The sequence below is a fragment of the Micromonospora fiedleri genome (assembly GCF_016774385.1).
Taxonomy (GTDB): Bacteria; Actinomycetota; Actinomycetes; order Mycobacteriales; family Micromonosporaceae; genus Micromonospora; species Micromonospora gifhornensis.
This window is the reverse complement of record NZ_JAETXL010000005.1, coordinates 165,917-191,506: the sequence shown is the minus strand read 5'-3', so window position 1 is coordinate 191,506 and position 25,590 is coordinate 165,917. Positions and strand designations below refer to the sequence as shown.

Sequence of the window (25,590 nt, the reverse complement as noted above, 5' to 3'; positions counted from 1 at the left end):
GGCTTTCCGTGTTTTCACATCAGGTCAGCTCGGCGACACGGGCGCGGAGCCAGTCGACGACTGCGCCGGTGACGGCGGGGTCGACCGGGTTGCGGATCTCCCGGCGGTACGCGCCCAACGACGCCCGGCCGGGCTGGTGCCGCAGTACGTGGGTGATGTCCGGCAGGAGTCGGGTCTGCACCGGGCCGCCGGCGTGCTCGGCGATCAGGGTCAGGTCGGCCGGGTCGACCTGAAGGTCCTTGGTGCCGGTGACGGCGAGGATCGGTGCGCTGATGCGGGCGAGGTCGGGTCGTGGGTCGTAGCGCATGAACTCCCGCATCCATTTCGCGTTGATCCGCTGCACGCCGATCCGGGTCACGTCGCCGGTGCTGGCCAGGATCTTCTCGTGGTTGCGGGACACCTTGGCCACCAGGTCGGTACGCATGAGCCGCAGCAGCAGGCGTACCGGGGCGGGCAGGCTGGGCTGGATCTGGGCGGTCTGCCAGCGCAGCACCTCGGCGCCTTGCCGCGCACTGCTGGAGAGCAGGACCAGCCCGGCGGTGGTCACGCCACGCGCGGCGAGCATCGTCGCGGTGAGTGCTCCCTCGCTGTGGCCGACGAGGAACAGCGCCCGGCTGTCCACGTCCGCGTCGGCGTCGAGTGCGGCGAGGGCCGCCTGGGCGTCGTCGACGTTGTCGTGGAATCCGGTGGGCAGGAAGCGGCCGGAGCTCTCGCCGACGCCGCGCCGGTCGTACCGCAGGGTGGCGATGCCTGCGGCGGCCAGCGCGGCGGCCAGGTCCCGTTGGATGCCGAGGCGCATCCGGCGGTGGTCGCCGTCGCGGTTCAGCGGCCCGGAGCCGGGCAGCAGCAGCGCGGTGGGGTGGGGTCCGGGACCGTCCGGCAGGGTGAGGGTGCCGACCAGGCGGTGACCGGCGGAGTCGAAGGTCAGTTCGCGGTCGGTGCTCACCGGCGTACCGCCTCCGCCACGGCTGCCGCGTCGTCGGCGCCGATGACCAGGGCGTCGTACCGCTGGCCGGTGAGGGTGATGCGCACGGCCGGTTGGTGGGCGCGGACGCTGACGAACTCGGTGCCGGCGCGGCCGCGCCAGGTGCCGACCTTGCGGGCGCCGGGCAGGCCGAGCCCGGGTGCCCGGATGCCCCGGGGGGCGCGCAGGCCGTCGGGCTCCACGGTGACGGCGGTGACGGCGGAGCGCGGGACGGTGACGTCACCCCGGAGTGCCCACAGCTTCTCGGCGGGGGTGAGCCGAACGCGGATCGAATCGGGGGTGAGGTCGATGGTGGCCATCGGCGCTCCTTCGTGCTCGCTATAATCTCGTCAGTGAGAACATTATCAGAGGTGAGAACGATGGAGAGACGTTTGTGGCCCTCGACACTGCTGAGCTGCTGCTTCATCCGGTACGGATGCGGATCGTCCAGGCATTTCTGGGCGGCCGGACGCTGACCACCGCCGACCTACGCGCCGAACTGGCGGACGTGGCCCCGGCGACCCTGTACCGACAGGTGGCCACCCTTGCCAGTCACGGGGTCCTGCGGTCGGTCGGGGAACGGCGCATCCGGGGTGCGATCGAGCGCAGCTACCAGTTGGACGAGGCGGCGGCTGCGGTGGACGCCGACACGATCCGCGGGATGACCCCGGAACAGCACCGGCGGGCCTTCCTCACCTTCGTCGCCGGGATGCTGGCCGACTTCGACCGCTATCTCGACAGCGGCGGCGGTGACCTGGCCCGTGACCTGGTCGGCTATCGGCAGAACGCCTTCTACGTCACCGACGCCGAGCTGGTCGAGTTCATCACCCGGATGCGGGAGTTGTTCGCCGAGTACGCGGCGCTCGGGCCGGGACCGGACCGGGTGCGCCGGCTGTTCACCACAGTCCTGCTCCCGGCCGACCCCGTTCAGGCCGACGGAACTGGCGGCGCGCCGTCGGACGCCACCAGCTCCACCTCGTAACCCCGCCCGTCGGCCAGGTAGGCGGCGTAGGTTCCGGCACCACCGGCGTACGGGTGGGGATCGGGAAGTCGACCTCAGCTGTGCATTGCTGCGCTCAGGTCGGGTACCCAGACCTCCACGTGGTGCAGGGCGCCGATTGTCACCGGCCTCCGCCGGGGACCCATAACACGTCTCCGTCCGGGTTTGCCGCTCTTGACAGGATAAAGAGCAGATCCGACAGCCGGTTGAGATACTTTGCCGGGAGGTGGCTGGTCCGGTCGGGGTCGTGTGCGATGAGCGCCCACGCCGACCGCTCGGCGCGCCGGGCGATCGTCCGCGCCACGTGCAGCAGTGCCGCGCCCGCGGTGCCGCCGGGGAGGATGAAGGAGTCGAGGTTGCTCAGGCGCGCGTTGTACTCGTCGCACCAGCCCTCAAGGCGCTCGACGTACCCCTCGGTGACCCGCAGCGGCGGATACTTGGGGTCCGGTTCGACCGGGGTGGACAGATCGGCGCCCACGTCGAACAGGTCGTTCTGGATCTGCCCGAGCACCGGCCGCAGGGCGTCGTCGAGCTGTCCCAGGGCCAGCGCCACACCGATTGCCGCATTGCACTCGTCGACATCGGCGTACGCGCAGATCCGCGGATCTGTCTTCGACACCTGCTCGTTGTTGCTCAACCTGGTCATGCCGGCGTCGCCGGCCTTGGTGTAGATGCGCGTGAGGTGGACGGCCATGACGCACAGCCTACGGATACCGGACCTGACCATCCCGACCCGCCCGCAGCCGGGTACGGGCTGGTCCGCCGGGGTGGGACCGGGTGACGCGGGCGACCCGGCGATATCCGACGTCGATGTCATCCGGGTCAACGGGGCAGCCCGACTCGCCGGCACGGTGCACGTGGTCGGTGCGAAGAACTCGGCGTTGAAGCTGATGGCCGCCGCGTTGCTCGCACCCGGCCGAAGCGTAATCACCAACGTGCCGCGGATCACCGACATCGCCATCATGGGGGAGGTGCTGCGCCGGCTCGGCTGCGACGTGCGGTTCGACGTGGACGACCCGGTGGACCCGATGGTCGCGGTCGGCGGGGTGCCGCGCTCCCGTTCGGTCACCATCGACGTGCCGGAGCAGCCGGGCGTCGAGGCCGACTACGACCTGGTGCGTCGGCTGCGCGCGTCGATCTGCGTGCTCGGCCCGCTGCTGGCGCGGCGCGGTTACGTGCGGGTGGCTCATCCGGGCGGCGACGCGATCGGTTCGCGTGGGCTGGACATGCACATCTCCGGGCTGACCCGGATGGGTGCTGACATCTCCGGTGAGCACGGCTTCGTGATCGCCTCCGCACCGCAGGGACTGCACGGCGCGGAGATCACGCTGGAGTTCCCCAGTGTCGGGGCGACCGAGAACCTGGTCATGGCGGCGGTGCTGGCCGACGGCATCACGGTGATCGACAACGCGGCCCGCGAGCCCGAGATCGTGGACATCTGCACCATGCTCATCCGGATGGGCGCGCTGATCGAGGGCGAGGGCACGTCCACCATCACGGTGGTCGGCGTACCCCGGTTGCAGCCGGTGCGGCACGCGACGGTGGGGGACCGGATCGTCGCCGGCACCTGGGCCTTCGGGGCCGCGATGACCCGCGGCGACGTCACCGTGACCGGCCTCGACCCGAGCTACCTGGAGATCGCGCTGGACAAGGTGGTCGCGGCCGGCGGCCTGGTGGAGACCCGGGCGAACGCCTTCCGGGTACGGATGGACGAACGGCCCCGGGCGGTGGACGTGGTGACCCTGCCCTATCCGGGCTTCGCCACCGACCTGCTGCCGATGGCGATCGGTCTGGCCGCGCTCAGCGACGGCGCCTCGCTGATCACCGAGAACATCTTCGACGGCCGGTTCATGTTCGCCAACGAGATGATGCGCCTCGGCGCGGACATCAAGACCGACGGGCACCACGCGGTCGTACGCGGTCGCGAGCGGCTCTCCGGCGCCCCGGTACGCGCCACCGACATCCGTGCCGGCGCGGGACTGATCATCGCCGGGCTCTGTGCCGACGGGGTGACCGAGGTGTCCCACGTGCACCACGTGGACCGGGGCTATCCCGACTTCGTGGCCGACCTGCGGGCGCTCGGCATCGAGGTCGAGCGGGCCACCGCGCCGGAGGAACCGGAACTGACCATCTGAGCCGCCTTAGCCGTCGTTCAGGCTCGCCGACTAGGGTGCAGACAGACACTCGAATCGCAGCGAGGGAGCAACAGATGGCGGGTCGACTCGCGGTCGTCGGTGCCGGGCTGATGGGCTCGGGCATCGCCCAGGTGGCGGCGCAGGCAGGCTGGCAGGTGACACTGCGGGATCTGGACGACGCGGCGACGCAGCGTGGCGTGGACGGCATCCGCAAGTCGCTGTCCCGGTTCGCCGAGAAGGGGAAGATCTCCGCCGACGACGTCGAGGCGACGCTCGGACGGATCACCCCCACCACCGAACTGGAGGCCGCGGCAGACGCGGACATCGTGGTCGAGGCGGTCTTCGAGCGGCTGGAGATCAAGCACGAGGTGTTCCGCGCGCTCGACCGGATCTGCAAGTCGGACGCGATCCTGGCCACCAACACCTCGGCGATTCCGGTGACCCAGATCGCGGCGGTCACCGAGCGGCCCGAGGCGGTCGTCGGCACCCACTTCTTCTCGCCGGTGCCGATGATGAAGCTCTGCGAGCTTGTCCGCGGCTACAAGACCAGCGACGCGACCCTGGAGACGGTCAAGTCCTTCGCCGAGGAGATCGGCAAGACCGTGGTGGTGGTCAACCGGGACATCGCCGGCTTCGTCACCACCCGACTGATCTGCGCCCTGGCGATGGAGGCGGTCCGGCTGGTCGAGGCGGGGGTCATCTCCGCCGAGGATCTGGACACCGCCTGCAAGCTCGGCTTCGGCCACGCCATGGGGCCGCTCGCCACCGTCGACCTGACCGGCGTCGACGTGCTGCTCAACGCGACCCGCAACATCTACACCGACACCGCCGACGAGAAGTTCTTCCCGCCGGAACTGCTCCAGCGCATGGCCACCGCCGGCGACCTGGGCCGCAAGTCCGGCCAGGGCTTCTACTCGTACTGACTCCGGTGAGGTGTGGAGGGGGCGTCGACCGCCCCCTCCGCACAGCTCAGCCGTCGCGGCGGGTGGTCCAGCGGAAGGTGGTCAGGCAGAGCACCAGGCCGATTACGCACCACAGGCCCAGCACCAGCGCGACCCGGGTCAGCTCGAAGGACCCGCCCGGCTCGTTGGCGCCGAAGCTCTCCGGCAGGAAGACCGCCCGCAGCCCCTGGCACATCCACTTGAGCGGGAAGATGGCCGCCACCTGCTGCATCCAGGTCGGCAGGTTGGTGAAGACGAAGAACACCCCGGAGATGAACTGGAGCACCAGGGCGATCGGGGTGACCACCGCCGAGCCGCTGCGCGCGGTACGGGCCAGCGACGAGATGGCGATGCCGCACAGCGTGCAGGCGGTGATGCCCAGCGCGCTGACCCAGCCGAAGGTGAGCCACGCCGAGGCGGTGCTCGGCAGATCCAGGTCGAACAGGGCCACCGAGACGCCGAGCAGCAGCGCGGTCATCACCACGCCGGTCACCAGCACCATGATCACCTTGCCGGCGAACCAGACCCACTTCGGCATCGGCGTGCCCCGGTAGCGCTTGAGCACGCCCCGGTCCCGCTCGATGGGGATCCAGATGCCGAGGTTCTGGAAGCTGACGGTCATCAGACCGGTCGCGATCATGCCGGTGATGAAGTACTGCGTGTAGCTCACCCCGTTGCCGAGATCGCCGTCGAAGATCGACGCGAAGATCAGCACCATGATGATCGGGAAGCCGAGCGTGAAGACCACGGACTCCCGGCTGCGCAGGAACTGCCGGATCTCCATCCGTCCCTGACGCAGGGCGAGACTGGCCGGCCCCGGCCGGCGGGCGGGCGCGGCGGCGGCGACCGGGGCCGCCGGCTTCGTCGTGGTGGTCATCGGTGTCCGATCATCCGCAGGTAGATGTCTTCGAGGGTGGGCCGGGTGACGGTCAGGCCGGGCACCTCGCCGCCGAATCGCGCGGCCAACTCCGTCACCAGCGCCGTCGGCGTCGCGCTCTGCGCGCTCTCCAGGGTGCCTTCCGGCGTACGCCAGGAGACCGTGGCCAGGGCCTCCTGCCGGTTGCCCAGGCTGGTGGGTGGGGCCACCTCGACCAGTCGGCCGCCGGTGATGACACCGACCCGGTCGGCGAGCGCCTCGGCCTCGTCGAGGTAGTGCGTGGTGAGCACGATCGTGGTGCCGGCCGCGGCGAGGTCGCGGATCAGCTCCCAGAACTCGCGGCGGGCCTCCGGGTCGAAACCGGTGGTCGGCTCGTCGAGGAAGAGCAGTTCGGGGCGGCCGATGATGCCCAGCGCGACGTCCAGTCGGCGCTTCTGCCCGCCGGAGAGGGTGTGCGTACGGGCGCGGGCCTTGCCGGCCAGGCCGACGCGGGCGATCACCTTGTCCGGGTCGTCGGCGTCGGGGTAGAAGGCGGCGAAATGGCGTACCACCTCGGCGACGGTCAGCTCGTCGAATTCGCCGGTGCCCTGGAGCACGATGCCCACCCGGGCCCGCCACTGCGGGGTGGCTGCGGTCGGGTCGACGCCGAGCACCCGCACCTCACCGGCGTCGCGGTGCCGGTAGCCTTCGAGGATTTCCACGGTGGTGCTCTTGCCGGCGCCGTTCGGCCCCAGCAGGGCGAACACCTCGCCCCGGTGAACGTCCAGGTCCAACCCGGCCACCGCGACGTTGTCGCCGTACGCCTTGCGCAGTCCCCGAACGTGGATCGCCACGTCGTCACTCATGACGTCAAGTGTGCGACCCGTGCCAGCAGGTCAGCTGCGTCGGGGGTGGTGGTTTCCACCACCCGAGGTGTTAAGAAGGGCCCCTTGCTCTACCGGAGGCGTTAACAGGGGGCCCTTCCTTACCGCTCAGCGGCGGGTGTAGGTCATGCAGTCGGCCATGTCGGCGTCGGGGCCGACCCGGATCGCGGGTGCCTGGCACTCCAACTGCACGTTGTGCTGGCAGTCGGCCCGCTTGCAGGCGCCGACCTGCGCCTTCTGGCCGTCCGCGCCGGCCCGGATGGTCGGCATCTCGACGAACGTGTGGCAGTGGGCGTGGTCCATGCTGCCGATCGTGATGGCGAAGGCGTGGCAGTCGTTCGTGTGGTTGTACGCACAGGCGGCCACCACGCACTCCTGGACGCGCGGCATTTCCAAGGCTGCGGTCATCGCGACCTCCTCTAGGTATTTGCCTGATTTTAGGCATCTGGGAGATCTGCGCGGTCCGGTTCGCGGGATCCGGCCACCGACCTAGCCCGTCGCGAGCACCTCGGAGAGCAGGGCCGGTTCGAGACCTCGTTCGGCGAGACCCGCCAGGATGTGCGGCAGCGCCTCGTCGGTCATCGGCGCGTTGGCCTCGGTCACGTGCAGGACGATCACCGAGCCGGGGCGTACCTGGTCCAGCACGGCCCGCACGATCGGCTGCCAGGCCGTGGCGAACGGGTCACCGCTGACCACGTCGCCGTCGACGACGGTGAGGCCGAGCGGGGCGAGTGCGGTCAGCGCCGCCCGGTCGTGGCAGAGCCCGGGGAACCGGAAGTACCGGGTCTGTCGACCGCCGTAGGCGCTGACGAGGTCGAAGGTACGGGCGACGTCGGCGGTCATCTTCCGGGGGGCGATGCGGGGCAGTCCGTAGCAGTCCGCGGTGAAGGCATGGTGCCCGTAGGTGTGGTTGGCCAACTCGAACCTCGGGTTGTCGGCCAGCCGCCGGGTCACGTCCGGGTACTGCTCCACCCACATGCCGGTGAGGAAGAAGGTGGCCGGGACACCCTCCTGCTCCAGCCGGTCGATGATCTTCAGATTGGCGTACGACGTGCCGGCGCCGCCGCGCATCTGCCGTCGCATCGCGTCGGTCATGTCCGCGTCGAAGGTCAGCGCCACCTTGTTGCCCCGGCGGGGGCCGTGGTCGACCACCGGAGGCAGCGCGTCGGTCCGGGTCGCCCCGGGCAGCGCGTCGGTGGCACCGGGCAGCGCCCCGGCCGACGGGGTGGACGACACGCTCGACGGGGTCGCCGACGCCTCGGGCCGGTCACCGGCACCCACCTCCGCCTCGACGAACCTCGCGCCCGAGGACTGCGGCCCGAGGTCGGCACCGTCGGGCTGGCGCAGCGGGTTCAGGACGGCCAGCAGGGTGAGGGCGCCGACGACGGCGGCGAGCGTCGCCACGAGCGGAACGCGGGAAGTCTTCACGGACACCGGAGGATGATGTCAACCGCGCCCGGCGGCCAACATCATCCGGCCCGGCAGCGCCCGGGGCGGGTCGGCGGGGCCGCGCGTACGCCCAGGCGGGCGCGCCCAGGTCAGACGCGGAAGCCGGCCTCGCGGGCGGCCCGGCGTTCCCGGCGGCGCTCCGCTCGACGGCGCAGGAACCAGGGCAGGAAGAGCACGAGGGCGACCAGGAACACCAGCACCAGCACCGGCAGGATGATCGCGACGAGGGACATCACCACGCTTGTGGCGTCCTCGGCGGTGCTCGCCACCGGGGCACCGACACCGGCCGTGGCCGCGTTGATGACCGGTCGGGCGGCGGACTTGAGCAGGTGGATGCCGAGGGCGATGACCACTCCGGCCAGCACCGGCAACCACTGGCCGCCACCGGCGAAGAAGCTGTCGGGATCGCTGACCGTCACCGTCTCGGCGGCCGAGCCGGCACCGAAGGCCAGGCCGCCCGCGGTCGGCCGGACCACCGTCTGCACCACGTCGTTGACGTGGTCCACCACCGGCACCTTGTCCGCGACGAACTCGACGACCAGCAGCGCGGTGAGGATGGCGAGCACCCAACCGTTACCCAGCCACTGCCAGCCGCCGGGCAGGTCGATCACGCTGGTGTAGCGGGCCAGCACCCCCATCACCAGCAGGGGGATGTACGCGTTCAACCCCGCCGAGGCGGCCAGTCCGGTACCGGTGAGCAATTCGAGCACCATCTCAGCATCGCATCGGCACGCCAGTGGCGCTCGGCGGCGATCCGCGGTGCCTCCGCTACCCTCGTCGGGTGCGGTTGGTGATTGCGAAGTGCTCGGTGGACTATGTCGGACGGCTCTCGGCCCACCTGCCGCCGGCCACCCGGCTGCTGATGGTCAAGGCGGACGGATCGGTCTCGATCCACGCCGACGACCGGGCCTACAAGCCCCTGAACTGGATGAGCCCGCCCTGCCGGCTGGAGGAGGCTCCGGGCGTGTGGCGGGTGGTCAACAAGGCCGGGGAGGAGCTGCGGATCACCCTGGAGGAGGTCTTCCAGGACACCTCCTACGAGCTGGGCGTGGACCCGGGGCTGCGCAAGGACGGTGTCGAGGCGCACCTTCAGGAGTTGCTGGCCGCCAACCCGGAGACCCTGGGCGAGGGCTTCACGCTGATCCGCCGGGAGTACATGACCGCGATCGGCCCGGTGGACCTGCTCTGCCGGGACGCCAAGGGCGGCACCGTCGCCGTCGAGGTCAAGCGGCGCGGCGAGATCGACGGGGTGGAGCAGCTCACCCGCTACCTCGAACTGCTCAACCGCGACCCGCTGCTCGCCCCGGTGGCCGGGGTCTTCGCCGCGCAGGAGATCAAGCCGCAGGCCCGGGTGCTCGCCACGGACCGGGGGATCCGCTGCGTCGCGGTGAACTACGACCGGCTGCGCGGCATCGAACGCGACGAGCTGACCCTCTTCTAGGGCTTTCGGCTGCTAGGGCTTTCGGGCGTACAGCAGCTTCACCGCTTTGACCAGGCGGTCGATGTCGGCCTGGGTCCGGTCGAAGGTGGTGGACGGCAGCAGCGAGCGGGCCCGCCGGCGGGTGATCGCCTTGGCCCGGCCGAACTCCCGCAGCCCGTCCTCGCCGTGGATGCGACCGAAGCCCGACTCGCCGACCCCGCCGAACGGCAGGGTGGACATCCCGGCGAAGGTCAGCGTCGAGTTGATCGAGGCCATGCCGGAGCGCAGGCGTCGGGCGATCGCCACCGCCCGTCGCTCGCCGAAGACCGAACCCCCGAGACCGTACGGCAGGGCGTTCGCGCGGGCGAGCGCCTCGTCGGCGTCGCGGACCCGGTTGATGGTCACGGTGGGCCCGAAGGTCTCCTCGCGTACGGCGAGCGAGTCCTCCGGCACGTCCACCAGCACCGTCGGATGGGCGTACGGCGGCTGGACCGAATCCGGGCCGCCCAGTGCGGCGCGTCCGCCCCGGGCCAGCGCGTCGGTGATGTGCCGGCGGATGACGTCGAGCTGGCTCGGCATGGTGATCGGTCCGACGTCCGCGCCGTCCGCGCCGACGGTCAGCCGGCCGGCCCGCTCGACCACCTTCGCCACGAAGGCGTCGAAGACCGGCTCCACCGCGTAGACCCGCTCGATGCCGATGCAGGTCTGCCCGGCGTTCGTCATCGCGCCCCAGACACACGCCTCGGCGGCGGCGTCCAGGTCGGCGTCGGCGTCCACGATCATCGCGTCCTTGCCGCCGGCCTCCAGCAGCACCGGGGTCAGGGTCTCGGCACAGGCCGCCATGACCTTCTTCGCGGTCGCCGTGGAGCCGGTGAAGGCCACCTTGTCGACCCCGCTGCGGCACAGCGCGGCACCGATGTCACCCAGCCCGTGCACGGCGGTGAAGACCGGCTGCTCCGGCACCACCTCGGCGAAGGTGTCGACCAGCCACTGCCCGACGAGCGGGGTGTACTCGCTGGGCTTGAAGACCACCGCGTTGCCGGCCGCCATCGCGTACGCGGCGGAGCCGATCGGGGTGAAGACCGGATAGTTCCACGGGCCGATGACGCCGATCACCCCGTGCGGCTGGTACTCCAGGTGGGCGGAGAACTCCGCCAGGACGAGCCGGGAGCGGACCTTGCGCGGGCCGAGCACCCGACGGGCGTTACGGGCCGCCCAGTCGACGTGTTCCACCGCGGTGACGATCTCGACGATCGCGTCGGCGACCGGCTTGCCGCCCTCGACGTGCACCAGCTCCGCCAGTTGCTCCATCCGCTGGGCGAGCAGCTGTCGCCAACGCAGCAGCCGGTCGCGTCGGGCGGGAAAGCCGAGCCCGGCCCACCAGCGCCCGGCGGCACGGGCCCGCTCGACGGCCTGCTCGACGTCGGCGACGGTGGCGAGCGGAAGTCGTCCGGCCTCGTCACCGGTTGCCGGGCTGGTCGAGACCAGGTGATCGCCCTCGATCACGGGGGTGCCGGGCAGATGCACAGCCGTCATGGCCGGAAGTCTAAACCTGAAACCTACTCATCGGTAGGACGCCGCGTCCGGGTGGCACGCCACGGGTGCTGGCCGGGCGAACGGGCGGCATTCGTGGAAGTGGCGAACGGAAGGTGGCTTGCTGGTTACCGCTCGATGGCCGGATGGGCGGTGGAGGTGACCGGTAGGTGATGGCAGGCTGAGTCGGGGATGGCGCACAGCGTGGAGGTCTGACGGTCCATGGAGCAACATCCGCAACTGCTGCCGATGCTGACGGTGGCCGCCGGCCCGATGCGCGGGCTCAGTTTCCGGCTGCGTGCCCAGCCGATGGTGATCGGCCGGGACGCGTCGGCCGACATCGTCGTGCACGATCCGCACATGAGTCGTCGACACGCGGAGATCCGGCTGGCCGGTGACGGGGTTTCCCTGCTGGATCTCGGCTCCACCAACGGCACCTGGGTCAACGGGCTGCGTACCACCGGGCCGGTCTGCCTCACCGACGGCGACATGATCCTGATCGGCCGTACCGAGCTGCGCTTCTTCGACCCCGCACTGGCCCGGACCGACCCGGTGGGCCTGAGCTTCGGCGTGCCCCGGCAGGAACGGCGCGCCACGCTGGTGCTCCCCACCGCCCCGGCCGGCGCCGCCCCGGGCCAGCTCACGTCCGCCCCGGCGGTCGCGCCCTAGCAAGGTCAGCCGTCGACCTGTGCTGCTCGCCGGTGGCTCAGGGGTACGTCGGGCCGCGCCACCGTCCCCGGGCGGGGCGTGGGGGACGGGCACATTGACGGGTGCGGCGCGGCTTGCCAGCATCGCGCGAATGAAGACCGAGCACCGCAGGGTGACCGCGAACGGAATCTCCCAGGCCGTCCGGGTGGCCGGCCCCGCCACCGGGGTACCGGTGCTGCTCATCCACGGCAACGGTGCCTCGGCGGCCTTCTGGGAGCCACTGATCCGGCGGCTACCGGAGACGTTGCGGGTCGTCGCGCTGGATCTGCGCGGGTACGGCGACACGCAGACCGCGCCGGTGGACGCCGGGCGGGGCCTCGCGGACTTCGCCGACGACGTGGCCGCCCTGCTCACCGAGCCGGGCATCTTCGCCGACGGGGCCCGACCGGTGGTGGTCGGCCACTCGCTCGGCGGGGGAGTGGCGATGCGCCTGCTGGTCGACCACCCCGACCGGGTGAGCGGGCTGCTGCTGGCCGCACCGGTGTCGCCGTACGGCTTCGGCGGCACCCGCGACCTGGTCGGCACTCCGACCACCCCGGATTTCGCGGGCACCGGCGGTGGCACGGCCAACGCCGACTTCGTGGCGCGGTTGGCGGCCGGTGAACGCGACGCGGCGGCATCCGCCAGCCCGCGCAGCGTGCTGCGCTCGGCGTACGTGGCCGACCCGGCCTCGCTCGGCGACGACGAGGAACTGCTGCTCGACAGCCTGCTCTCCACCGCCACGGGCACTGACAACTATCCCGGCGACGCCGTGCCGTCGCCGCACTGGCCCGGTTTCGCGCCGGGACGCCGGGGCACCCTCAACGCCCTGGCGCCCGCACACTTCCGGATCGCCGACGAGCTGGTGGCGGTCACGCCCAAACCGCCGGTGACCTGGATCCGGGGCGACGCCGACGTGATCGTCTCGGACGCCTCCCTGTTCGACCTGGCCCGGCTCGGCGCACTTGGTGTGCTGCCCGGCTGGCCCGGGCCGCAGGAGTGCCCGCCGCAGCCGATGGTGGGCCAGACCCGCGCCGTCCTCGACCGGTACGCCGCAGCCGGCGGCAGCTACCGGGAGGTGACTCTGCCCGGCTGCGGGCACAGCCCACACCTTGAGCGACCGACGGAGTTCGTCGCGGAACTCCTCGCCCTCTGCCCCCACGCCTGCTGACCGTCCGTAGCGTGGGAGACTCGCGCCGATAGCCTTAGCGGCCGTTAACTACCCGGCCGCGCGGAGCGACAGGGGAGGCCCGGGTCATGGCGCGCGAGTTCACCAGAGTGGGCGTGGTGGGGCTGGGCACCATGGGTGCCGGCATCGTCGAGGTGTTCGCCCGCAACGGCGTCGACGTCGTCGCCGTGGAGATCTCCGACGCCGCCCTGGAGCGTGGGCGGGCCAACCTGACCGGCTCGACCGACCGGGCGGTGGCGCGGGGCAAGCTCGCCGAGGCCGACCGGGACGCCCTGCTCGGCCGGGTCACCTTCGCCGTCGGGCTGGACGCGCTGCACTCGGTGGACCTGGTGATCGAGGCGGTTCCCGAGCGACTCGACATCAAGCAGCGACTCTTCGCCGACTTGGACCGGGTGTGCAAGCCGACGGCCATCCTCGCCACCAACACCTCGTCGTTGAGCGTCACCGAGATCGCGGTGGCGACCACCCGGCCCGACCAGGTGATCGGCATGCACTTCTTCAACCCCGCGCCGGTGATGAAGCTGGTCGAGGTGGTGCGTACGGTGGTCACCTCGGCCGACGTGGTGGCGGACGTGGAGGCGCTCTGCGTACGCCTCGGCAAGGTCGACGTGACGATCACCGACCGGGCCGGGTTCATCGCCAACGCCCTGCTGTTCGGATACCTCAACCACGCGATCGGCATGTTCGAGGCCCGCTACGCCACCCGCGAGGACATCGACGCCGCGATGAAGCTCGGCTGCGGTCTGCCGATGGGCCCGCTGGCCCTGCTGGACCTGATCGGCCTGGACACCGCGTACGAGATCCTCGACACCATGTACCGGCGCGGTGGGCGCGACCGTCGGCATGCCCCGGTGCCGCTGCTGCGCCAGATGGTGACCGCCGGGCTGCTCGGCCGCAAGTCCGGCCGGGGCTTCTACACCTACGAGCGGGCCGGTTCCGGCAAGCTCGTAGCGGACGAGTTGACGCCGACGGCCTCGACGTCGACCGACGGCGCGCGAACCGTCACCACGGTCGGGGTGGTCGGCTCGGGAACCTTGGCCGCTGGCCTCGTGGAGACCTTCACCGCCGCCGGGTACCAGGTCGTCCCGGTCGATTCTGCGGCGGAGTTGCCGCGGTTGGCCGACGTCGACCTGGTGGTCGAGGCGACGGCCGACGATCTCGACGGGAAGAAGACGCTCTTCGCCGGCCTGGGCGAGGTCTGCAAGCCGGGCGCGGTGCTGGCCGCCACCACCTCCGCGCTGCCGGTGATCGACCTGGCGATGGCCAGCGGACGCCCGGCCGACGTGGTGGGCCTGCACGTCGCCAACCCGGCCACCCCGCTGGTGGAGATCGTCCAGACGATCCGTACCTCGGCGGAGGCCACCGCCACCGCCCGCGCGGTCGTCGCCGCCCTGGGCAGGACCGGGGTGGTCTGCGCGGACCGGGCCGGGTTCATCGTCAACGCGCTGCTGTTCCCGTACCTCAACGACGCGGTACGGATGCTGGAGGCCGACTACTCCACCACCGACGACATCGACAACGCCATGAAGCTGGGCTGCGGCTACCCGACCGGCCCGTTCGAACTGCTCGACACCATCGGGCTGGACGTGGCGCTGGCCGTCCAGCGGGCGTTGTACCGCGAACTGCGTGAGCCCGGTCTCGCCCCGGCGCCCCTGCTGGAGCAGTTGGTGACCGCCGGCCGCCCCTTCCGCGGCTGACGGCGGGCACCTCGTGGCCACCGGCGGCGCACCTCAACCAGGGGCTGCCGCCACTGCGGTCGTACGCTGGATGACGTGAGCCCCCGTCGTAACCGTCCCCGCCGCGACGACGTCGAGCGCCTGGACACCGAGCGGGCCCGACAGGGCGTCGCCTCGGTGCAGCAGTGGCGCGACGGCGACTGGCAGGTACGGGGGATCAGCGGCGGTTCGTCGGTCAAGACGTACCGTTGTCCCGGTTGTGACCAGGAGATCCGGCCTGGTGTGGCGCACCTGGTCGCCTGGCCTGCCGACGGGCGTGGCGATCTCACCGACCGGCGGCACTGGCACAGCGGGTGCTGGCGGGCCCGCGACCGCCGGGCACCGGTCATCCAGCGCGGACGCGGCGCACCCCGGCACGGCTGAGGCCGGCGGGGCGATCTTTGTCACCTCGGGCAGCAGGGTGGGCGGCGACGCGGGAGGATGACAGGGTGAGTGCACCGATCCGCGCATCGTCGATCCTGCCCGGTCGACGGGAAGACATCGAGCTGCACACCGCGGACGGGCTGTGCCTGGTCGGTGAGCTGGCGCTCCCGCTCGACCGGCCACCGGCGGCCACCCTGGTCTGCCTGCATCCGCTGCCCACCCACGGCGGGATGATGGACAGCCACGTGTTCCGCAAGGCAGCCTGGCGACTGCCCGCCCTGGCCGACGTGGCGGTGCTGCGGTTCAACACGCGGGGCACCAGCAGCGTGCGCGGCACCAGCGAGGGGACGTTCGACTCGGCCGTCGGCGAGCGCTACGACGTGGCCGCCGCCATCGAGTACGCCGAGTTCCACGAGCTGCCCAACATCTGGCTGCTCGGCTGGTCGTTCGGCACCGACCTGGCCCTGAAGTACGGCTGCGACCCGGCGGTGACCGGCGCGATCCTGCTCTCGCCACCGCTGCGCTTCTCCGAGGCGGCCGACCTGACCCCGTGGGTCGAGTCCGGCAAACCGCTTACCGCGCTGGTGCCGGAGTTCGACGACTACCTTCGCCCCGAGCAGGCCCGTGAGCGGTTCGCGGCGATCCCGCAGGCCGAGGTGGTCGGGGTGCCAGGGGCGAAGCACCTCTGGGTCGGTGACGCCGAAACCGTGCTCGACGAGGTGGTCCGGCGGGTCAACCCGGCCGTCTCCGTACCCTTGCCGACCACCTGGGACGGCCCGATGGAGACCGGCGACGCCAGCGCGTACGCCGATCGCACGGTGGCCGCCTTCGCCGACACCCCGGTAGCGGGCCCGCCACAACGCCAGGCCGACTGAGCCTGACCGTGCCGGTGCCGGTGCCGGTGCCGGTGCCGGTGCGACCGCGCCGGTGCTGTGCGGGTGCCAGTGCTGTGCGGGTGCCGGTGCGACCGTGCCGGTGCTGGTGCGTCTGGTTGCGCGGACGTCGGGTGGCGGGTTTACCGCCGCTTGAGGTGACCGACGAAGGTCTGCCAGGTGTGCGGGGTGAAGGCGAGCACCGGCCCCTGCCGGTCCTTGCTGTCGCGGACCGCCACCACGTCGGGCAGGTTGTCGGCCACCTCGACACAGTCGGTGTTTCCACTGCGGGTGGCGGTGCGCCAGGTCGCGCCGGTCAGGTCCATGACTTCGCCACTTCCTTGAGGAGTTCGATCGATTGCTGGCGGGACAGTGCGTCGTTGCGCACCGTCTCCCACCGTGCCAACAGGGTAGCCACATCGGACTCACCGTCGGTGGGTCGGGCGGTCAGCTGAGCCTCCTGGCTCGCTACCCAGCCTCCTTCCGCGCCCCGGGCCAGCGAGAACGGGCCGGAGAGCCCTACGTGCAGCCCGACGCTGAGCGGGATGACGTGGATGCTGACGCTCGGCCGCTCGGCGCAGGCGATCAGGTGCTCGACCTGGTGGATCATCAGGGTGTGGAAGCGTTCCTCCCGCCGGTGCAGGACGGTCTCGTCGATGACCGCGATGAGCTGCGGCGGATCCGGCCGGGTGAGGATGGCCTGCCGGTCCATCCGGGCGGCGACCCGCTTGTCCACCTCGTCGTCGGTGAGCAGGTCGTCGCAGCGGATCACCGCGCGGGCGTACCCCTCGGTCTGGAGCAGCGCCGGGATCAGCGTGGGCTGAAAGATCCGCAGCTGACTGGCCAGGCGTTCGGCGTCCAGCCAGGGCAGGAACCAGGACGGCTGCCCCTCACGCTCGGCGATCCGCAGCAGCGCCACCAGCAGCCCACCGGAGCGCAGCACCTCATCGGCGCGGGTGAGCAACTGCCGATCGTACGGTCGGCTGCCGGTCTCGACGGCGGAGACCATCGACGGCGAGTAGTGCACCAGCTTGCCGAACTCCTCCTGGCTCAGCCCAGCGGTGGTGCGCAGCCGGTGTAACTGGGACCGGATCAGGTGAGCGGTCGTTTCCTCCACAGTGCCTCCACAATCGCGTACCGAGAATCGCTCATCAGTTGCCGGTGGTGCGGTGGTTGCGCAGGCCCGTCACGACCACGCTCGATGACTTCCGACAGTAGTGCTCCGATCAGCACACTGTCATCCATGCCGGACACGCTCGCTGCCAGCAAGGCGCGGGCGGGCCCTGGCCGGGTCGCCCCGACACCCCCGGTGGGCACCCAGGGCCGCCCACCCATCCCCCGGGTGGGCGGCCCCTTCATCAACCACTTCTGGGTACGTTTGTTGTCGCTGGAGCAGCAAGAAACGCACCCAAACCTGCCCTCACGGAGGTCGACGTGCGTGTTCGCCGCTACCAGCGCCCGAAGCCCCTGCCGTGCCGGCGCCCCGCGCGACCGGCGGCGACCCGCCACACACCGCTGCGACCGATGTGGTGCTGTCGCGCCGACGGCCAGCCCTGGCCCTGTGCACAGGCCCGGCTCCTGCTGCGAGCGGAGTACGACCAGAACCCGGTCGGTCTGTCGATCTATCTCGCCGGCCTGATGTACGAAGCGATGCGCGACCTCTACCGACTCAACTCGTACGACGGGCCGGAACCTGCCGCGCTGTTCGACCGCTTCCTCGCGTGGGGCCCACGCCGCCGCCCACCGCCCGAACACCCGCCTGACCACCGACCAGCACGACCCGCCTGACTGGCAGCCCGGCGTGGTGTCAGTCGGAGGTGATCTTGCTGGGTTTGGCGCTGCGCTCGTCGGTGGTGGGCTTGCTGGGGCGCTTGCCACCCTCGCCGGTGCTGGTGATCTTCGTCGGGGTGGCGCCCCGACCGCCCGTGCCGGGCACTGCGGCAACCGTGGGTTCGCCGTCCACGCCCGCGCTGGCCGTGCCGCCGTCGACGGTGGCCGGTTCGACCACCGGCTTCGCCGTGGGCGAATCGTCCACGGTGGTCACCGGCTCGGCGGCCGGCTTCGTCACCGGGCCCGCGCCGTCGGCGGCCGGTGTCATCGAGCCTGCGCCGTCGGCGGTCAGATCGCCGCCGTCGGCCGTTTCCAGGGCAGGTCGGTGGCCGTTGACCGGTGCCTCGGCGGGCACGGCGACCGGGGTGCCGTTGGCAGGAGAACCGCCGTTGACCGAAGGGCCGTCCACCGTACGGGCGACGGTGGCGGGGGACGGCGCGGCAGCGGGCGAGGACGAGCCGGCCGGGGCCGGTGACGTCGGGCCGTCCGGAGTCGTGGCTGCCTCCAGCCGCAGTTCCAGCAGCTTGCGCTGCAACTCGTCGGACTCCTGCCGGGACTTCCAGGTCTCCTGACGCAGGTCGGCGAGCTGCTGCTGAGCCTTGGCGATCTCCAGCATCACCTGGGCGAGCTGCTGCCGGCTCGCCGCCGCCTCCTGCTGCGTCGCGGCGAGATGCTGCTGGGTGGTGGCCAGGTGCTGCTGGGTGGTGGCCGCGTACTCCTCGAACTGTCGACGGGAGGAGGCGACGTACTCGTCGGCCTCGCGCCGGGCGTTGGTGGCGAACTCCTCGGCCTCGCGCCGGGTGTCGGTGGCGTACTCCTCGGCGGCGCGGCGCTGCTCGGCTGTGTCGGTCTCGGCCTGCCGTACCAGCTCACCGGCCTGTTCCTCGGCCCGGGCGCGGACGGCGGCGGCGTCCTGCTCGGCGGCCTGGCGGATCTGGTCCGCCCCCTGCTCGATCTCGTTCTTGCGCGCGGTGTACTCCGACTCCAGCTCCGCGCGGCGCGTCTCGAAGCCGGACTCCAGCTCGGCGGTACGGGTGCGGATCTGCTCCTCAAGCTTGGCGGTACGAGCGCTGAGCCGCTGCTCCAACTCGACCGTGCGAGCCTGGTGCTGCCGATCCAACTCGTCGCGACGGCTGGTGAACTCGCGTTCGGCGGCCGCCTTGCGCTGCGCCAGTTCGCGGTCCGCCGCCTCGCGTCGGCCGTTGACCTCCTTCTCCACCCCGGCCCGCCAGGCGCCCAGCTCCTGCTGCGCCTGGGCGCGCGTGTGCTGGACGTACGCCTCGGTCTCGTTACGCATGCGCTGTGCGTACGCCTCGGTTTCGGCGCGGGTGCGCTTGGCCGCCTCGGTGGCCTGGGTGGTCAGCCGCTCGGCCTCCTGGCGGGCCTTGTTGCGGGCGGCCCGGCCGGCCTCGGCGGCGTCGTCGATGATCTGCTTGGCTTCCTGGCTGGCCTTGGCGTGGGTGGCCCGCCCGGCCTCGGTGGCCTGGTCGACCAGGCGCTTGGCCTCCTGCTGGGCCTTGGCGTGCACCTCCTTGGCCGCCTCGCGCAGCTGGGTCGCCTCCTGCTGGGCGGTGGCGTGCGCCTCGCGGGCCGCCTCGCGTAGCTTGGTCGCCTCCTGCTGGGCCCGCTGGTGGATCTCCTTGGCGGCGTCCCGTAGCTGCGTGGCCTCCTGCTCGGCCTTGGCCAACGCCTCCTGGGCGCTCTTGCGCAGCCGGGCGGCCTCCTCCTTGGCCGCCTTGCTGGCCGCCTCGGACTCGGCCCGGCGAGCCGCGGCCTGCCGTTCCTCCTCGGCCCGGCGGGCGGCCAGGGCGATCTCGAAGTCCTTGAGCGCCTCGGCGGCCTCGGCCCGCGCCTCGTCGATGATGTGCTCGGCGGCGGCCCGGCGGGCCTCGATCTCCTCGTTCGCGACGGCGAGGATGTCCTCGGCCTGCTCCTCGGCCAGCGCCAGGATCTGCTCGACGCGCGGCCCGAGATGCCGGAACGCGGCCCGGTCGACCACAGCGGCCTGCTTGCGCACCGCAGCCAGATCGCGCTGGAGCACCTCGACCTGACCGGCCAGCTTGTGGATCTGGGCGAAGGCCTGCTCCCGCTCGGCCTCCAGCGCCGCGATCTCGTGCTCGGCACGAGCGACGTACTTCTCGACCTGTCGTTTGTCGTACCCCCGCAGGGCGGACTCGAAGCTGGGCTCCGTGGTCACGTCCCCGCCGAGAGCGAACAGTTCCTCGCCGTGCGACATGCACCCATCCTCACACGCATCGGGCCCTCCTGGGGCGATACGGACGCCCCTGTTGGGAGCTACTTCACCCACACAGGTGGGCTGTGCTCTGTGTTCTCAAGGCAGGGCGACGCGGGGTGTCGCCGGTCACCCGGTGTCACCCCGCGTCGTTGATCATGCCCCGGTGTCGTGTCAGCTGGACGTGTCCGCGGCCACCTTCTTCTCGGCGTCGTCCGCCGGCTTGGCCGTGGCCGCCGGCTTCTCGGCCGGGGCGGCGTTGTTGGGGACACCCGGGACGATGCCGGCCAGGCCGGAGAGCATCTGCCCGAGCTGCGAGGTGACCGCGTCCTTCTGCCGGGTGAGGTCCTCGACCTCCCGGCGCGCCGCCTGGGTGGTCAGCTCGGCCTCGGTGCGGGCCTCGCTGAGCAGGCGCTGCGACTCGGCGCGGGCCTCGTTGAGCGTACGGTCCGCGAGCGCCTTGGCCTTCTCGATGGTCTCGGTCGCGTTGCGCTCCGACTCCACCCGCCGCGCCTCGGCGCGCTGCTCGATCTCCTTGGCGCGCTCCTGCGCGGCGCGGGCCCGCTGCTCGGCCTCGCCGACCAGCTTCTGGGTCTGCGCGACCTGGGCGGCGTGCCGCTCCGACTCCTCGCGCTCGGCCTTCTCCCGCCGCTCGGCGAGCTGGAGCTCCAGGGCCTGGAGGTCCTTGTCGCGCTTGTCGCGGGCGTCGGTCAGCAGCTTGGTCGCCTCGGCGCGCTTCTCCTCGGCCTCGCGGGCGGCCTTGGCCCGCTGCTGAGTGATCTCGCGCTCAGCGGTGGCGCGCAGGGTGGCGACCTCCCGCTCGACGGTCGACTTCAGCTCGGCCACCTCGTGGGCGGTCACCGTACGTAGCTGCTTGGTCTCGCGCTCGGCGTCGGCACGCAGCGTGTCGGCCTCCCGGCGAGCCTGGACCCGGACCTCGGCGGCCTCCCGCTCGGCGGCGGTACGGAGGTTGCCGGCCTCCCGCTCGGCGGTGGCCTTCATCGCCGCCGCCTCGGCCCGCGCCTTGTCGGTGATCTCCCGCGCCTCCAGGCGGGCGGCGGAGAGGATCCCCTCCGACTCGCGCTTGGCCTCGTTGCGGTGGTCGTTGGCCTGCTCCTCGGCGAGCCGGAGGATCTGCTCGACCCGGGTGCCGAGGCCGGACAGCGTGGGGCGGCTGTTCTCCTCAAGCTGCTTGCTGGTGTCGGTGAGCTTCTGCTCCAAGGCGGTGAGCCGCTGCTCGGACTGGCGGAGCCGGCGCTGGGCGTCGTTGAGCGCCTGCTCGGCGTCGGCGCGGTCCTTGTTGGCCTGGCTCAGCGCGGCGTTCAGCCGGCCGATGAAGTCATCGACCTGACCGGTGTTGTATCCGCGCAGGCCAACCGTGAAATCTGGCTGCGAGTTCGCGTTATCGAAGAACGCGAGAGGGGAGGACTGCTGCTGGGGCATTGGGACATACTGGCAGACCCCCCGGGGTGCTTCGCAAGAGCGGGCCGCCCTTTGCCGTCCTCTTTACATGGTCAACTCGTAGGGTCACCGGAACCCCGCGCCGACGGGCGATCTTGCCAGTTCGGGGAGGAGCCCGACGGTACGCAGCGTGACGTGAAAATGGCATCGAAGCCATCCGCCCACTGCTTTTCTTTCCGGGCGCTGCGCCCCGCGCGAATGGTCGCCGCTCCGGGACGGGGAAAACCATTGCGCGTTCACCGAAAGGCCATCGACGGCTCGTCCGTCAGGCCAGGGCGGGCACCCCCACTCGATCACCTCACGCCCGTCGATGAATACGGCGACGGGTCGGGGTGGTGGCCACTCGATCCGGGATTGAGTGGCTTGAGTGGGGTGTGAGGCCACTCGATCCCGGATCGAGCGCGATCTTGCCTGCGTCGGCTTGGGTGGCCCGCCCTTCTGTCTGGGCGGCCTGCCTGTCGGAGTGGAACTGACCCCGCCCGCTGGCCCGGGCTGCGGATGTCGGCGGGTCGCTCGGTGTCGGCGGGCTGGACCCACGGGGATGGGGTCAAGCGGTGGGGGAGTGGGGGGCGGGTTCGACGAGTTCGACCAGGACGCCGCCGGCGTCCTTGGGGTGGATGAAGTTGATCCGCGAGCCCGCGGTGCCTCGCCGGGGGGTGTCGTACAGCAGGCGCAGGCCACGGTCGCGTAGCGCCGCACAGGCCGCGTCGACGTCCGTCACGGTGTACGCCACCTGCTGCACGCCCGGACCGTTGCGGTCGAGGAACTTCGCGATGGTCGACTCCGGGGTCAGCGGGGCGAGCAGTTGCAGGCAGCCACCCTCCGTGGTCGGCCCGACCGCCAGCATCGCCTCCCGTACGCCCTGCTCGGTGTTCGTCTCGGTGTGTACGCATCGCATGCCGAACGTCCGGGTGTAGAAGTCGATCGCGGCGTCGAGGTCAGCCACGGCGATCCCGACATGGTCGATGCGTCGTAGGCCGATGTCTGTGACATAGTCGGCAGCGGGCTCGACGGGGGAGTTCTCAGGCATGACGCTAGTCTGACCGAACAATCGTTAAGGCGTACGGTCGGCACCCCCCTCGGAGGCAGGTATGGCTTCGGTGATCGTCAGCGGCGCGCGGACCCCGATGGGGCGCCTGCTGGGCAACCTCAAGGACCTACCGGCGACGAAGTTGGGTGGCATCGCCATCTCGGCGGCCCTGGAGCGGGCCGGAGTCGCGCCCGACCAGGTGCAGTACGTGATCATGGGTCAGGTGCTCCAGGCCGGTGCCGGGCAGATGCCGGCCCGCCAGGCGGCCGTGGAGGCGGGCATCCCGATGGCCGTACCGGCGCTGAGTATCAACAAGGTCTGCCTCTCCGGCCTGGACGCGATCGCCCTGGCCGACCAGCTGATCCGGGCGGGCGAGTTCGACGTCGTGGTGGCCGGCGGCATGGAGTCGATGACCAACGCCCCGCACCTGCTGCTCGGCCAGCGCGGTGGTTACAAGTACGGCGACGTGACGCTCAAGGACCACATGGCGCTCGACGGGCTGACCGACGCCTGGGACTGCTGCGCCATGGGGGAGTCCACCGAGCGGCACGGCAGCACGCGCGGCATCACCCGGCAGGAGCAGGACGAGTTCGCCGCGGCCAGCCACCAGCGCGCCGCCGCCGCCCAGAAGAACGGTCACTTCGCCGACGAGATCACTCCGGTGGTCATCCCGCAGCGCAAGGGTGACCCGCTGGTGATCAGCGAGGACGAGGGCATCCGCCCGGACACCACCGCCGAGTCCCTGGCGAAGCTGCGCCCGGCGTTCGCGAAGGACGGCACCATCACCGCGGGCAGCTCGTCGCCGATCTCCGACGGTGCCGCCGCGGTGGTCGTGATGAGCAAGGCGAAGGCCAAGGAGCTGGGCCTGACCTGGCTGGCGGAGATCGGGGCGCACGGCAACGTCGCCGGCCCCGACAATTCGCTGCACTCGCAGCCGTCCAACGCGATCCAGCACGCCCTGCGCAAGGGCGGGCTGACCGTTTCCGATCTCGACCTGATCGAGATCAACGAGGCGTTCGCGCAGGTCGGCATCCAGTCCATCCGTGACCTCGGGGTCAGCGCGGACAAGGTCAACGTCAACGGCGGCGCGATCGCGCTGGGCCACCCGATCGGCATGTCCGGCGCCCGCCTGGTGCTCACCCTCGCGCTGGAGCTCAAGCGGCGCGGCGGCGGTACCGGCGCGGCAGCGCTCTGCGGTGGTGGCGGCCAGGGCGACGCGTTGATCATCCACGTCCCCGCCCCCGCCGAGGCTCCGTGAGCGCGAGGAGTGAGCCGGTTTTGCGAGCCCCGCAGTCGCGAACCGAGGTGGTGGTGTGAGTAGCGAGTCGAAGGGCGGGGCGGCGGCTGCGGTCAGCGGGTCGGTGCGCCGTAGTCGGGACGTACCGATGCTTGTTGATCGGGCTCGGGCGGGTGACCATCGCGCGGTGGCCCGGTTGATCACGCTTGTCGAGTCGGGCGACGAGACGCTGCCGGCGATCGCGGCGGCGCTTGCGCCGTACGCCGGTCAGGCCCAGGTCGTGGGCCTGACCGGTTCGCCGGGGGTGGGCAAGTCGACCACCACCAACGAGTTGGTACGCGCCCTGCGGGCCCGGGGTCGCCGGGTCGGGGTGCTCGCCATCGACCCGTCCAGCCCGTTCACCGGTGGGGCGATTCTCGGCGACCGGGTACGGATGCAGGATCACGCCACCGACCCGGGGGTCTACATCCGCTCGATGTCCAGCCGTGGACATCTCGGCGGCCTGTCGGCGGCGACACCCCAGGCGGTACGCGTGCTGGAGGGTGCCGGCTGCGACGTGGTGCTGGTGGAGACCGTCGGGGTCGGGCAGGCCGAGGTCGAGGTGGCCTCGCTGGCCGACACCACGTTGGTGCTGCTCGCGCCGGGGATGGGTGACGCGATCCAGGCGGTGAAGGCCGGCATCCTGGAGATCGCTGACGTCTTCGTGGTCAACAAGGCCGATCGGGACGGTGCCGACGCCACGGTCCGCGACATCCAGGGCATGATCGCTCTCGGTGAGCGCGGGCCGGGCGAGTGGCGCCCGCAGGTGGTACGTGCGGTGGCCGTCCGTGGCGAGGGCGTCGACGACATCGCCGCGGCGATCGACAAGCACCGGGGCTGGCTGGTCGAGCACGACGAGCTGCGCCGTCGCCGGGAGGCGCGGGCCGCCGCCGAGATCGAGGCCATCGCGCTGGGCGTGCTCCGCGCCCGGATCGGCTCCCTGCGTGACGGTACGCAACTGCCGGCGCTGGCCGCCGAGGTGGCCGCCGGCGCCACCGACCCCTACGCCGCCGCCAACACCCTCCTCACCCAACTCACCCGCTAGCCCCCCACCCCACCCCTTTTTCGCCGTCGATCATGCACTTGCTGTCTCGGCATAAGGCTTAAAGGGGACTTTTCGGCGACCAGAAGTGCAAGATCGCGGGGGGAGGTGGGGTGGTGAGGTGTCCACTGCGGAGGGAGGGGGGCGGTTAGGCTCGCAGGGGCTCGCGGTGGGCGGGTGGTGGATGCGTGCGGGGAGTGAGCGTGGATCACGAGATGACGCAGGAGATGCCGATGACGCCGGATGCGGTGGCGGGTGGTCGTACGGACATCTCGGACGAGGTGGTGGAGAAGATCGCGGTGGCCGCGGCGAAGGCGGTGCCGGGTGTGGTCGAGTTGGGCGGGGACGTCGCCCGGTTCTTCAACGCGGTGCTCGACCGGGTGGGGCTCGACCAGGTGGGTGACGCCCGCCGGGGCTGCTCGGCCCACGTCACCAATGGTGCGGCCGTGGTCAACCTGGTCATCGTGACCGACGCGGGGCATCCGGTGCCCGAGGTGACCACCGCGGTGCGGGTCGGGGTCACCCAGGCGATCGAGGCGTACGGGCTGCGGGTCGACGAGATCAACATCCGGGTGGACGACGTGGCCATCGGGGGTCCGGCGAGCTGAGGGCACAGTTACCGTCCGGTACGAACTTCCTTATCGATCGTTCAGGAAGAGTTCTACACTCGACGTGCAGTCTTCAAGGAC

Annotated in this window: 27 protein-coding genes; 13 read left to right on the top strand and 14 right to left on the bottom strand. The window is 71.3% G+C overall.

What is annotated here, in order from left to right; translation table 11 throughout:
* Nucleotides 1-19: 19 nt before the first annotated feature.
* Together JMF97_RS14975 and JMF97_RS14970 are read right to left on the bottom strand one after the other, a co-directional pair.
* Nucleotides 20-946: an alpha/beta hydrolase gene (locus JMF97_RS14975; protein WP_203222141.1), complete on the bottom strand. Its 927-nt coding sequence runs from the start codon at nucleotides 944-946 to the stop codon at nucleotides 20-22.
* A complete protein-coding gene (locus JMF97_RS14970; RefSeq protein WP_203222140.1) occupies nucleotides 943-1,284 on the bottom strand; it encodes a hypothetical protein in 342 nt (113 codons plus the stop codon). The genes JMF97_RS14975 and JMF97_RS14970 overlap by 4 nt, the downstream gene beginning before the upstream one ends.
* Before the next feature lie 74 nt (nucleotides 1,285-1,358).
* Here JMF97_RS14970 and JMF97_RS14965 point away from each other — a divergent pair, with 74 nt between their 5' ends.
* Nucleotides 1,359-1,946: a helix-turn-helix domain-containing protein gene (locus JMF97_RS14965; RefSeq protein WP_203222139.1), complete on the top strand. Its 588-nt coding sequence runs from the start codon at nucleotides 1,359-1,361 to the stop codon at nucleotides 1,944-1,946.
* A gap of 139 nt (nucleotides 1,947-2,085) precedes the next feature.
* On the opposite strand, the gene JMF97_RS14960 is transcribed toward JMF97_RS14965, so the two are convergent.
* Entirely contained in the window at nucleotides 2,086-2,658 is a 573-nt protein-coding gene (locus JMF97_RS14960; protein ID WP_203222138.1) for a cob(I)yrinic acid a,c-diamide adenosyltransferase, read from the bottom strand.
* Here JMF97_RS14960 and murA point away from each other — a divergent pair.
* Entirely contained in the window at nucleotides 2,657-4,099 is a 1,443-nt protein-coding gene (gene murA, locus JMF97_RS14955; RefSeq protein WP_203222137.1) for a UDP-N-acetylglucosamine 1-carboxyvinyltransferase, read from the top strand. The two genes, JMF97_RS14960 and murA, sit on opposite strands and share 2 nt — an antisense overlap.
* A gap of 74 nt (nucleotides 4,100-4,173) precedes the next feature.
* Nucleotides 4,174-5,022 carry a 3-hydroxyacyl-CoA dehydrogenase family protein gene (locus JMF97_RS14950; RefSeq protein ID WP_203222136.1) on the top strand — a complete coding sequence of 283 codons (849 nt, stop codon included), beginning with the start codon at nucleotides 4,174-4,176 and terminating at the stop codon, nucleotides 5,020-5,022.
* Between the two features lie 46 nt (nucleotides 5,023-5,068).
* Here the strand turns inward: JMF97_RS14950 and JMF97_RS14945 are convergent, their stop codons facing one another.
* The 5 genes from JMF97_RS14945 to JMF97_RS14925 all read right to left on the bottom strand — a co-directional run bounded on the left by JMF97_RS14945 (nucleotide 5,069) and on the right by JMF97_RS14925 (nucleotide 8,939).
* Nucleotides 5,069-5,917 carry an ABC transporter permease gene (locus JMF97_RS14945; protein WP_013735623.1) on the bottom strand — a complete coding sequence of 283 codons (849 nt, stop codon included), beginning with the start codon at nucleotides 5,915-5,917 and terminating at the stop codon, nucleotides 5,069-5,071.
* Entirely contained in the window at nucleotides 5,914-6,762 is an 849-nt protein-coding gene (locus tag JMF97_RS14940) for an ABC transporter ATP-binding protein (protein WP_203222135.1), read from the bottom strand. Before JMF97_RS14940 ends, JMF97_RS14945 begins: the two co-directional genes overlap by 4 nt.
* A 126-nt stretch (nucleotides 6,763-6,888) precedes the next feature.
* Nucleotides 6,889-7,188 (bottom strand): DUF1540 domain-containing protein, encoded by a 300-nt coding sequence (locus JMF97_RS14935; RefSeq protein WP_203222134.1) that lies wholly within the window; start codon nucleotides 7,186-7,188, stop codon nucleotides 6,889-6,891.
* An 81-nt stretch (nucleotides 7,189-7,269) separates the two neighbouring features.
* Nucleotides 7,270-8,214: a polysaccharide deacetylase family protein gene (locus tag JMF97_RS14930; RefSeq protein WP_307816919.1), complete on the bottom strand. Its 945-nt coding sequence runs from the start codon at nucleotides 8,212-8,214 to the stop codon at nucleotides 7,270-7,272.
* A 104-nt stretch (nucleotides 8,215-8,318) separates the two neighbouring features.
* Nucleotides 8,319-8,939 carry a DUF4126 domain-containing protein gene (locus JMF97_RS14925; RefSeq protein ID WP_203222427.1) on the bottom strand — a complete coding sequence of 207 codons (621 nt, stop codon included), beginning with the start codon at nucleotides 8,937-8,939 and terminating at the stop codon, nucleotides 8,319-8,321.
* A 71-nt stretch (nucleotides 8,940-9,010) separates the two neighbouring features.
* On the opposite strand from JMF97_RS14925, the gene nucS reads away from it, so the two are divergent.
* Nucleotides 9,011-9,670, top strand: coding sequence for an endonuclease NucS (nucS, locus tag JMF97_RS14920; RefSeq protein ID WP_203222133.1), 660 nt, complete (start codon nucleotides 9,011-9,013; stop codon nucleotides 9,668-9,670).
* A gap of 12 nt (nucleotides 9,671-9,682) precedes the next feature.
* On the opposite strand, the gene JMF97_RS14915 is transcribed toward nucS, so the two are convergent.
* Nucleotides 9,683-11,185, bottom strand: a complete 1,503-nt coding sequence (locus JMF97_RS14915) for an aldehyde dehydrogenase family protein (protein WP_203222132.1) — start codon at nucleotides 11,183-11,185, stop codon at nucleotides 9,683-9,685.
* A gap of 219 nt (nucleotides 11,186-11,404) precedes the next feature.
* On the opposite strand from JMF97_RS14915, the gene JMF97_RS14910 reads away from it, so the two are divergent.
* From JMF97_RS14910 to JMF97_RS14890, 5 genes are all read left to right on the top strand, one after another.
* Nucleotides 11,405-11,851 carry an FHA domain-containing protein gene (locus tag JMF97_RS14910; protein WP_203222131.1) on the top strand — a complete coding sequence of 149 codons (447 nt, stop codon included), beginning with the start codon at nucleotides 11,405-11,407 and terminating at the stop codon, nucleotides 11,849-11,851.
* Nucleotides 11,852-11,981: 130 nt separating this feature from the next.
* Nucleotides 11,982-13,040, top strand: coding sequence for an alpha/beta fold hydrolase (locus JMF97_RS14905; protein ID WP_203222130.1), 1,059 nt, complete (start codon nucleotides 11,982-11,984; stop codon nucleotides 13,038-13,040).
* Nucleotides 13,041-13,126: 86 nt separating this feature from the next.
* Nucleotides 13,127-14,755: a 3-hydroxyacyl-CoA dehydrogenase family protein gene (locus JMF97_RS14900; RefSeq protein WP_203222129.1), complete on the top strand. Its 1,629-nt coding sequence runs from the start codon at nucleotides 13,127-13,129 to the stop codon at nucleotides 14,753-14,755.
* Between the two features lie 75 nt (nucleotides 14,756-14,830).
* On the top strand, nucleotides 14,831-15,157 hold the full coding sequence (locus JMF97_RS14895) for an Rv1322 family protein (RefSeq protein WP_203222128.1): 327 nt from the start codon (nucleotides 14,831-14,833) through the stop codon (nucleotides 15,155-15,157).
* Nucleotides 15,158-15,222: 65 nt separating this feature from the next.
* Entirely contained in the window at nucleotides 15,223-16,032 is an 810-nt protein-coding gene (locus JMF97_RS14890) for an alpha/beta hydrolase (RefSeq protein WP_203222127.1), read from the top strand.
* A gap of 140 nt (nucleotides 16,033-16,172) precedes the next feature.
* Here JMF97_RS14890 and JMF97_RS14885 read toward each other — a convergent pair whose 3' ends face one another.
* Nucleotides 16,173-16,355, bottom strand: coding sequence for a DUF397 domain-containing protein (locus tag JMF97_RS14885; protein WP_203222126.1), 183 nt, complete (start codon nucleotides 16,353-16,355; stop codon nucleotides 16,173-16,175).
* Nucleotides 16,346-17,146: a helix-turn-helix domain-containing protein gene (locus JMF97_RS14880; protein WP_203222125.1), complete on the bottom strand. Its 801-nt coding sequence runs from the start codon at nucleotides 17,144-17,146 to the stop codon at nucleotides 16,346-16,348. Before JMF97_RS14880 ends, JMF97_RS14885 begins: the two co-directional genes overlap by 10 nt.
* 407 nt (nucleotides 17,147-17,553) lie before the next feature.
* On the opposite strand from JMF97_RS14880, the gene JMF97_RS14875 reads away from it, so the two are divergent.
* Nucleotides 17,554-17,817 (top strand): hypothetical protein, encoded by a 264-nt coding sequence (locus JMF97_RS14875; RefSeq protein WP_203222124.1) that lies wholly within the window; start codon nucleotides 17,554-17,556, stop codon nucleotides 17,815-17,817.
* 19 nt (nucleotides 17,818-17,836) lie between these two features.
* Here the strand turns inward: JMF97_RS14875 and JMF97_RS14870 are convergent, their stop codons facing one another.
* From JMF97_RS14870 to mce, 3 genes are all read right to left on the bottom strand, one after another.
* Nucleotides 17,837-20,095, bottom strand: coding sequence for a coiled-coil domain-containing protein (locus JMF97_RS14870; RefSeq protein ID WP_203222123.1), 2,259 nt, complete (start codon nucleotides 20,093-20,095; stop codon nucleotides 17,837-17,839).
* Between the two features lie 171 nt (nucleotides 20,096-20,266).
* Nucleotides 20,267-21,535: a DivIVA domain-containing protein gene (locus tag JMF97_RS14865; RefSeq protein WP_013735605.1), complete on the bottom strand. Its 1,269-nt coding sequence runs from the start codon at nucleotides 21,533-21,535 to the stop codon at nucleotides 20,267-20,269.
* A 565-nt stretch (nucleotides 21,536-22,100) separates the two neighbouring features.
* Nucleotides 22,101-22,583, bottom strand: coding sequence for a methylmalonyl-CoA epimerase (mce, locus tag JMF97_RS14860; protein WP_203222122.1), 483 nt, complete (start codon nucleotides 22,581-22,583; stop codon nucleotides 22,101-22,103).
* 61 nt (nucleotides 22,584-22,644) lie between these two features.
* Between mce and JMF97_RS14855 the strand changes: the two genes are divergently transcribed.
* The 3 genes from JMF97_RS14855 to JMF97_RS14845 all read left to right on the top strand — a co-directional run bounded on the left by JMF97_RS14855 (nucleotide 22,645) and on the right by JMF97_RS14845 (nucleotide 25,509).
* A complete protein-coding gene (locus JMF97_RS14855; protein ID WP_203222121.1) occupies nucleotides 22,645-23,841 on the top strand; it encodes an acetyl-CoA C-acetyltransferase in 1,197 nt (398 codons plus the stop codon).
* A 127-nt stretch (nucleotides 23,842-23,968) separates the two neighbouring features.
* The gene (gene meaB, locus JMF97_RS14850; protein WP_013735602.1) at nucleotides 23,969-24,904 is read left to right on the top strand and encodes a methylmalonyl Co-A mutase-associated GTPase MeaB; all 936 of its coding nucleotides are present in this window, start codon (nucleotides 23,969-23,971) and stop codon (nucleotides 24,902-24,904) included.
* Between the two features lie 200 nt (nucleotides 24,905-25,104).
* On the top strand, nucleotides 25,105-25,509 hold the full coding sequence (locus tag JMF97_RS14845; RefSeq protein ID WP_203222120.1) for an Asp23/Gls24 family envelope stress response protein: 405 nt from the start codon (nucleotides 25,105-25,107) through the stop codon (nucleotides 25,507-25,509).
* Nucleotides 25,510-25,590 lie beyond the last annotated feature (81 nt).

Excerpts from the sequence above, each read along its gene's own strand:
- JMF97_RS14945 (WP_013735623.1), bottom strand. The coding sequence starts at position 5,917 with ATGACCACCACGACGAAGCCGGCGGCCCCGGTCGCCGCCGCCGCGCCC.
- JMF97_RS14910 (WP_203222131.1), top strand. The coding sequence starts at position 11,405 with ATGGAGCAACATCCGCAACTGCTGCCGATGCTGACGGTGGCCGCCGGC.
- JMF97_RS14950 (WP_203222136.1), top strand. The coding sequence starts at position 4,174 with ATGGCGGGTCGACTCGCGGTCGTCGGTGCCGGGCTGATGGGCTCGGGC.
- JMF97_RS14885 (WP_203222126.1), bottom strand. The coding sequence starts at position 16,355 with ATGGACCTGACCGGCGCGACCTGGCGCACCGCCACCCGCAGTGGAAAC.
- JMF97_RS14900 (WP_203222129.1), top strand. The coding sequence starts at position 13,127 with ATGGCGCGCGAGTTCACCAGAGTGGGCGTGGTGGGGCTGGGCACCATG.
- mce (WP_203222122.1), bottom strand. The coding sequence starts at position 22,583 with ATGCCTGAGAACTCCCCCGTCGAGCCCGCTGCCGACTATGTCACAGAC.
- JMF97_RS14915 (WP_203222132.1), bottom strand. The coding sequence starts at position 11,185 with ATGACGGCTGTGCATCTGCCCGGCACCCCCGTGATCGAGGGCGATCAC.
- murA (WP_203222137.1), top strand. The coding sequence starts at position 2,657 with ATGACGCACAGCCTACGGATACCGGACCTGACCATCCCGACCCGCCCG.
- JMF97_RS14870 (WP_203222123.1), bottom strand. The coding sequence starts at position 20,095 with ATGTCGCACGGCGAGGAACTGTTCGCTCTCGGCGGGGACGTGACCACG.
- meaB (WP_013735602.1), top strand. The coding sequence starts at position 23,969 with ATGCTTGTTGATCGGGCTCGGGCGGGTGACCATCGCGCGGTGGCCCGG.
- JMF97_RS14935 (WP_203222134.1), bottom strand. The coding sequence starts at position 7,188 with ATGACCGCAGCCTTGGAAATGCCGCGCGTCCAGGAGTGCGTGGTGGCC.
- JMF97_RS14940 (WP_203222135.1), bottom strand. The coding sequence starts at position 6,762 with ATGAGTGACGACGTGGCGATCCACGTTCGGGGACTGCGCAAGGCGTAC.
- JMF97_RS14905 (WP_203222130.1), top strand. The coding sequence starts at position 11,982 with ATGAAGACCGAGCACCGCAGGGTGACCGCGAACGGAATCTCCCAGGCC.
- JMF97_RS14970 (WP_203222140.1), bottom strand. The coding sequence starts at position 1,284 with ATGGCCACCATCGACCTCACCCCCGATTCGATCCGCGTTCGGCTCACC.
- JMF97_RS14855 (WP_203222121.1), top strand. The coding sequence starts at position 22,645 with ATGGCTTCGGTGATCGTCAGCGGCGCGCGGACCCCGATGGGGCGCCTG.
- JMF97_RS14865 (WP_013735605.1), bottom strand. The coding sequence starts at position 21,535 with ATGCCCCAGCAGCAGTCCTCCCCTCTCGCGTTCTTCGATAACGCGAAC.
- JMF97_RS14960 (WP_203222138.1), bottom strand. The coding sequence starts at position 2,658 with ATGGCCGTCCACCTCACGCGCATCTACACCAAGGCCGGCGACGCCGGC.
- JMF97_RS14875 (WP_203222124.1), top strand. The coding sequence starts at position 17,554 with ATGTGGTGCTGTCGCGCCGACGGCCAGCCCTGGCCCTGTGCACAGGCC.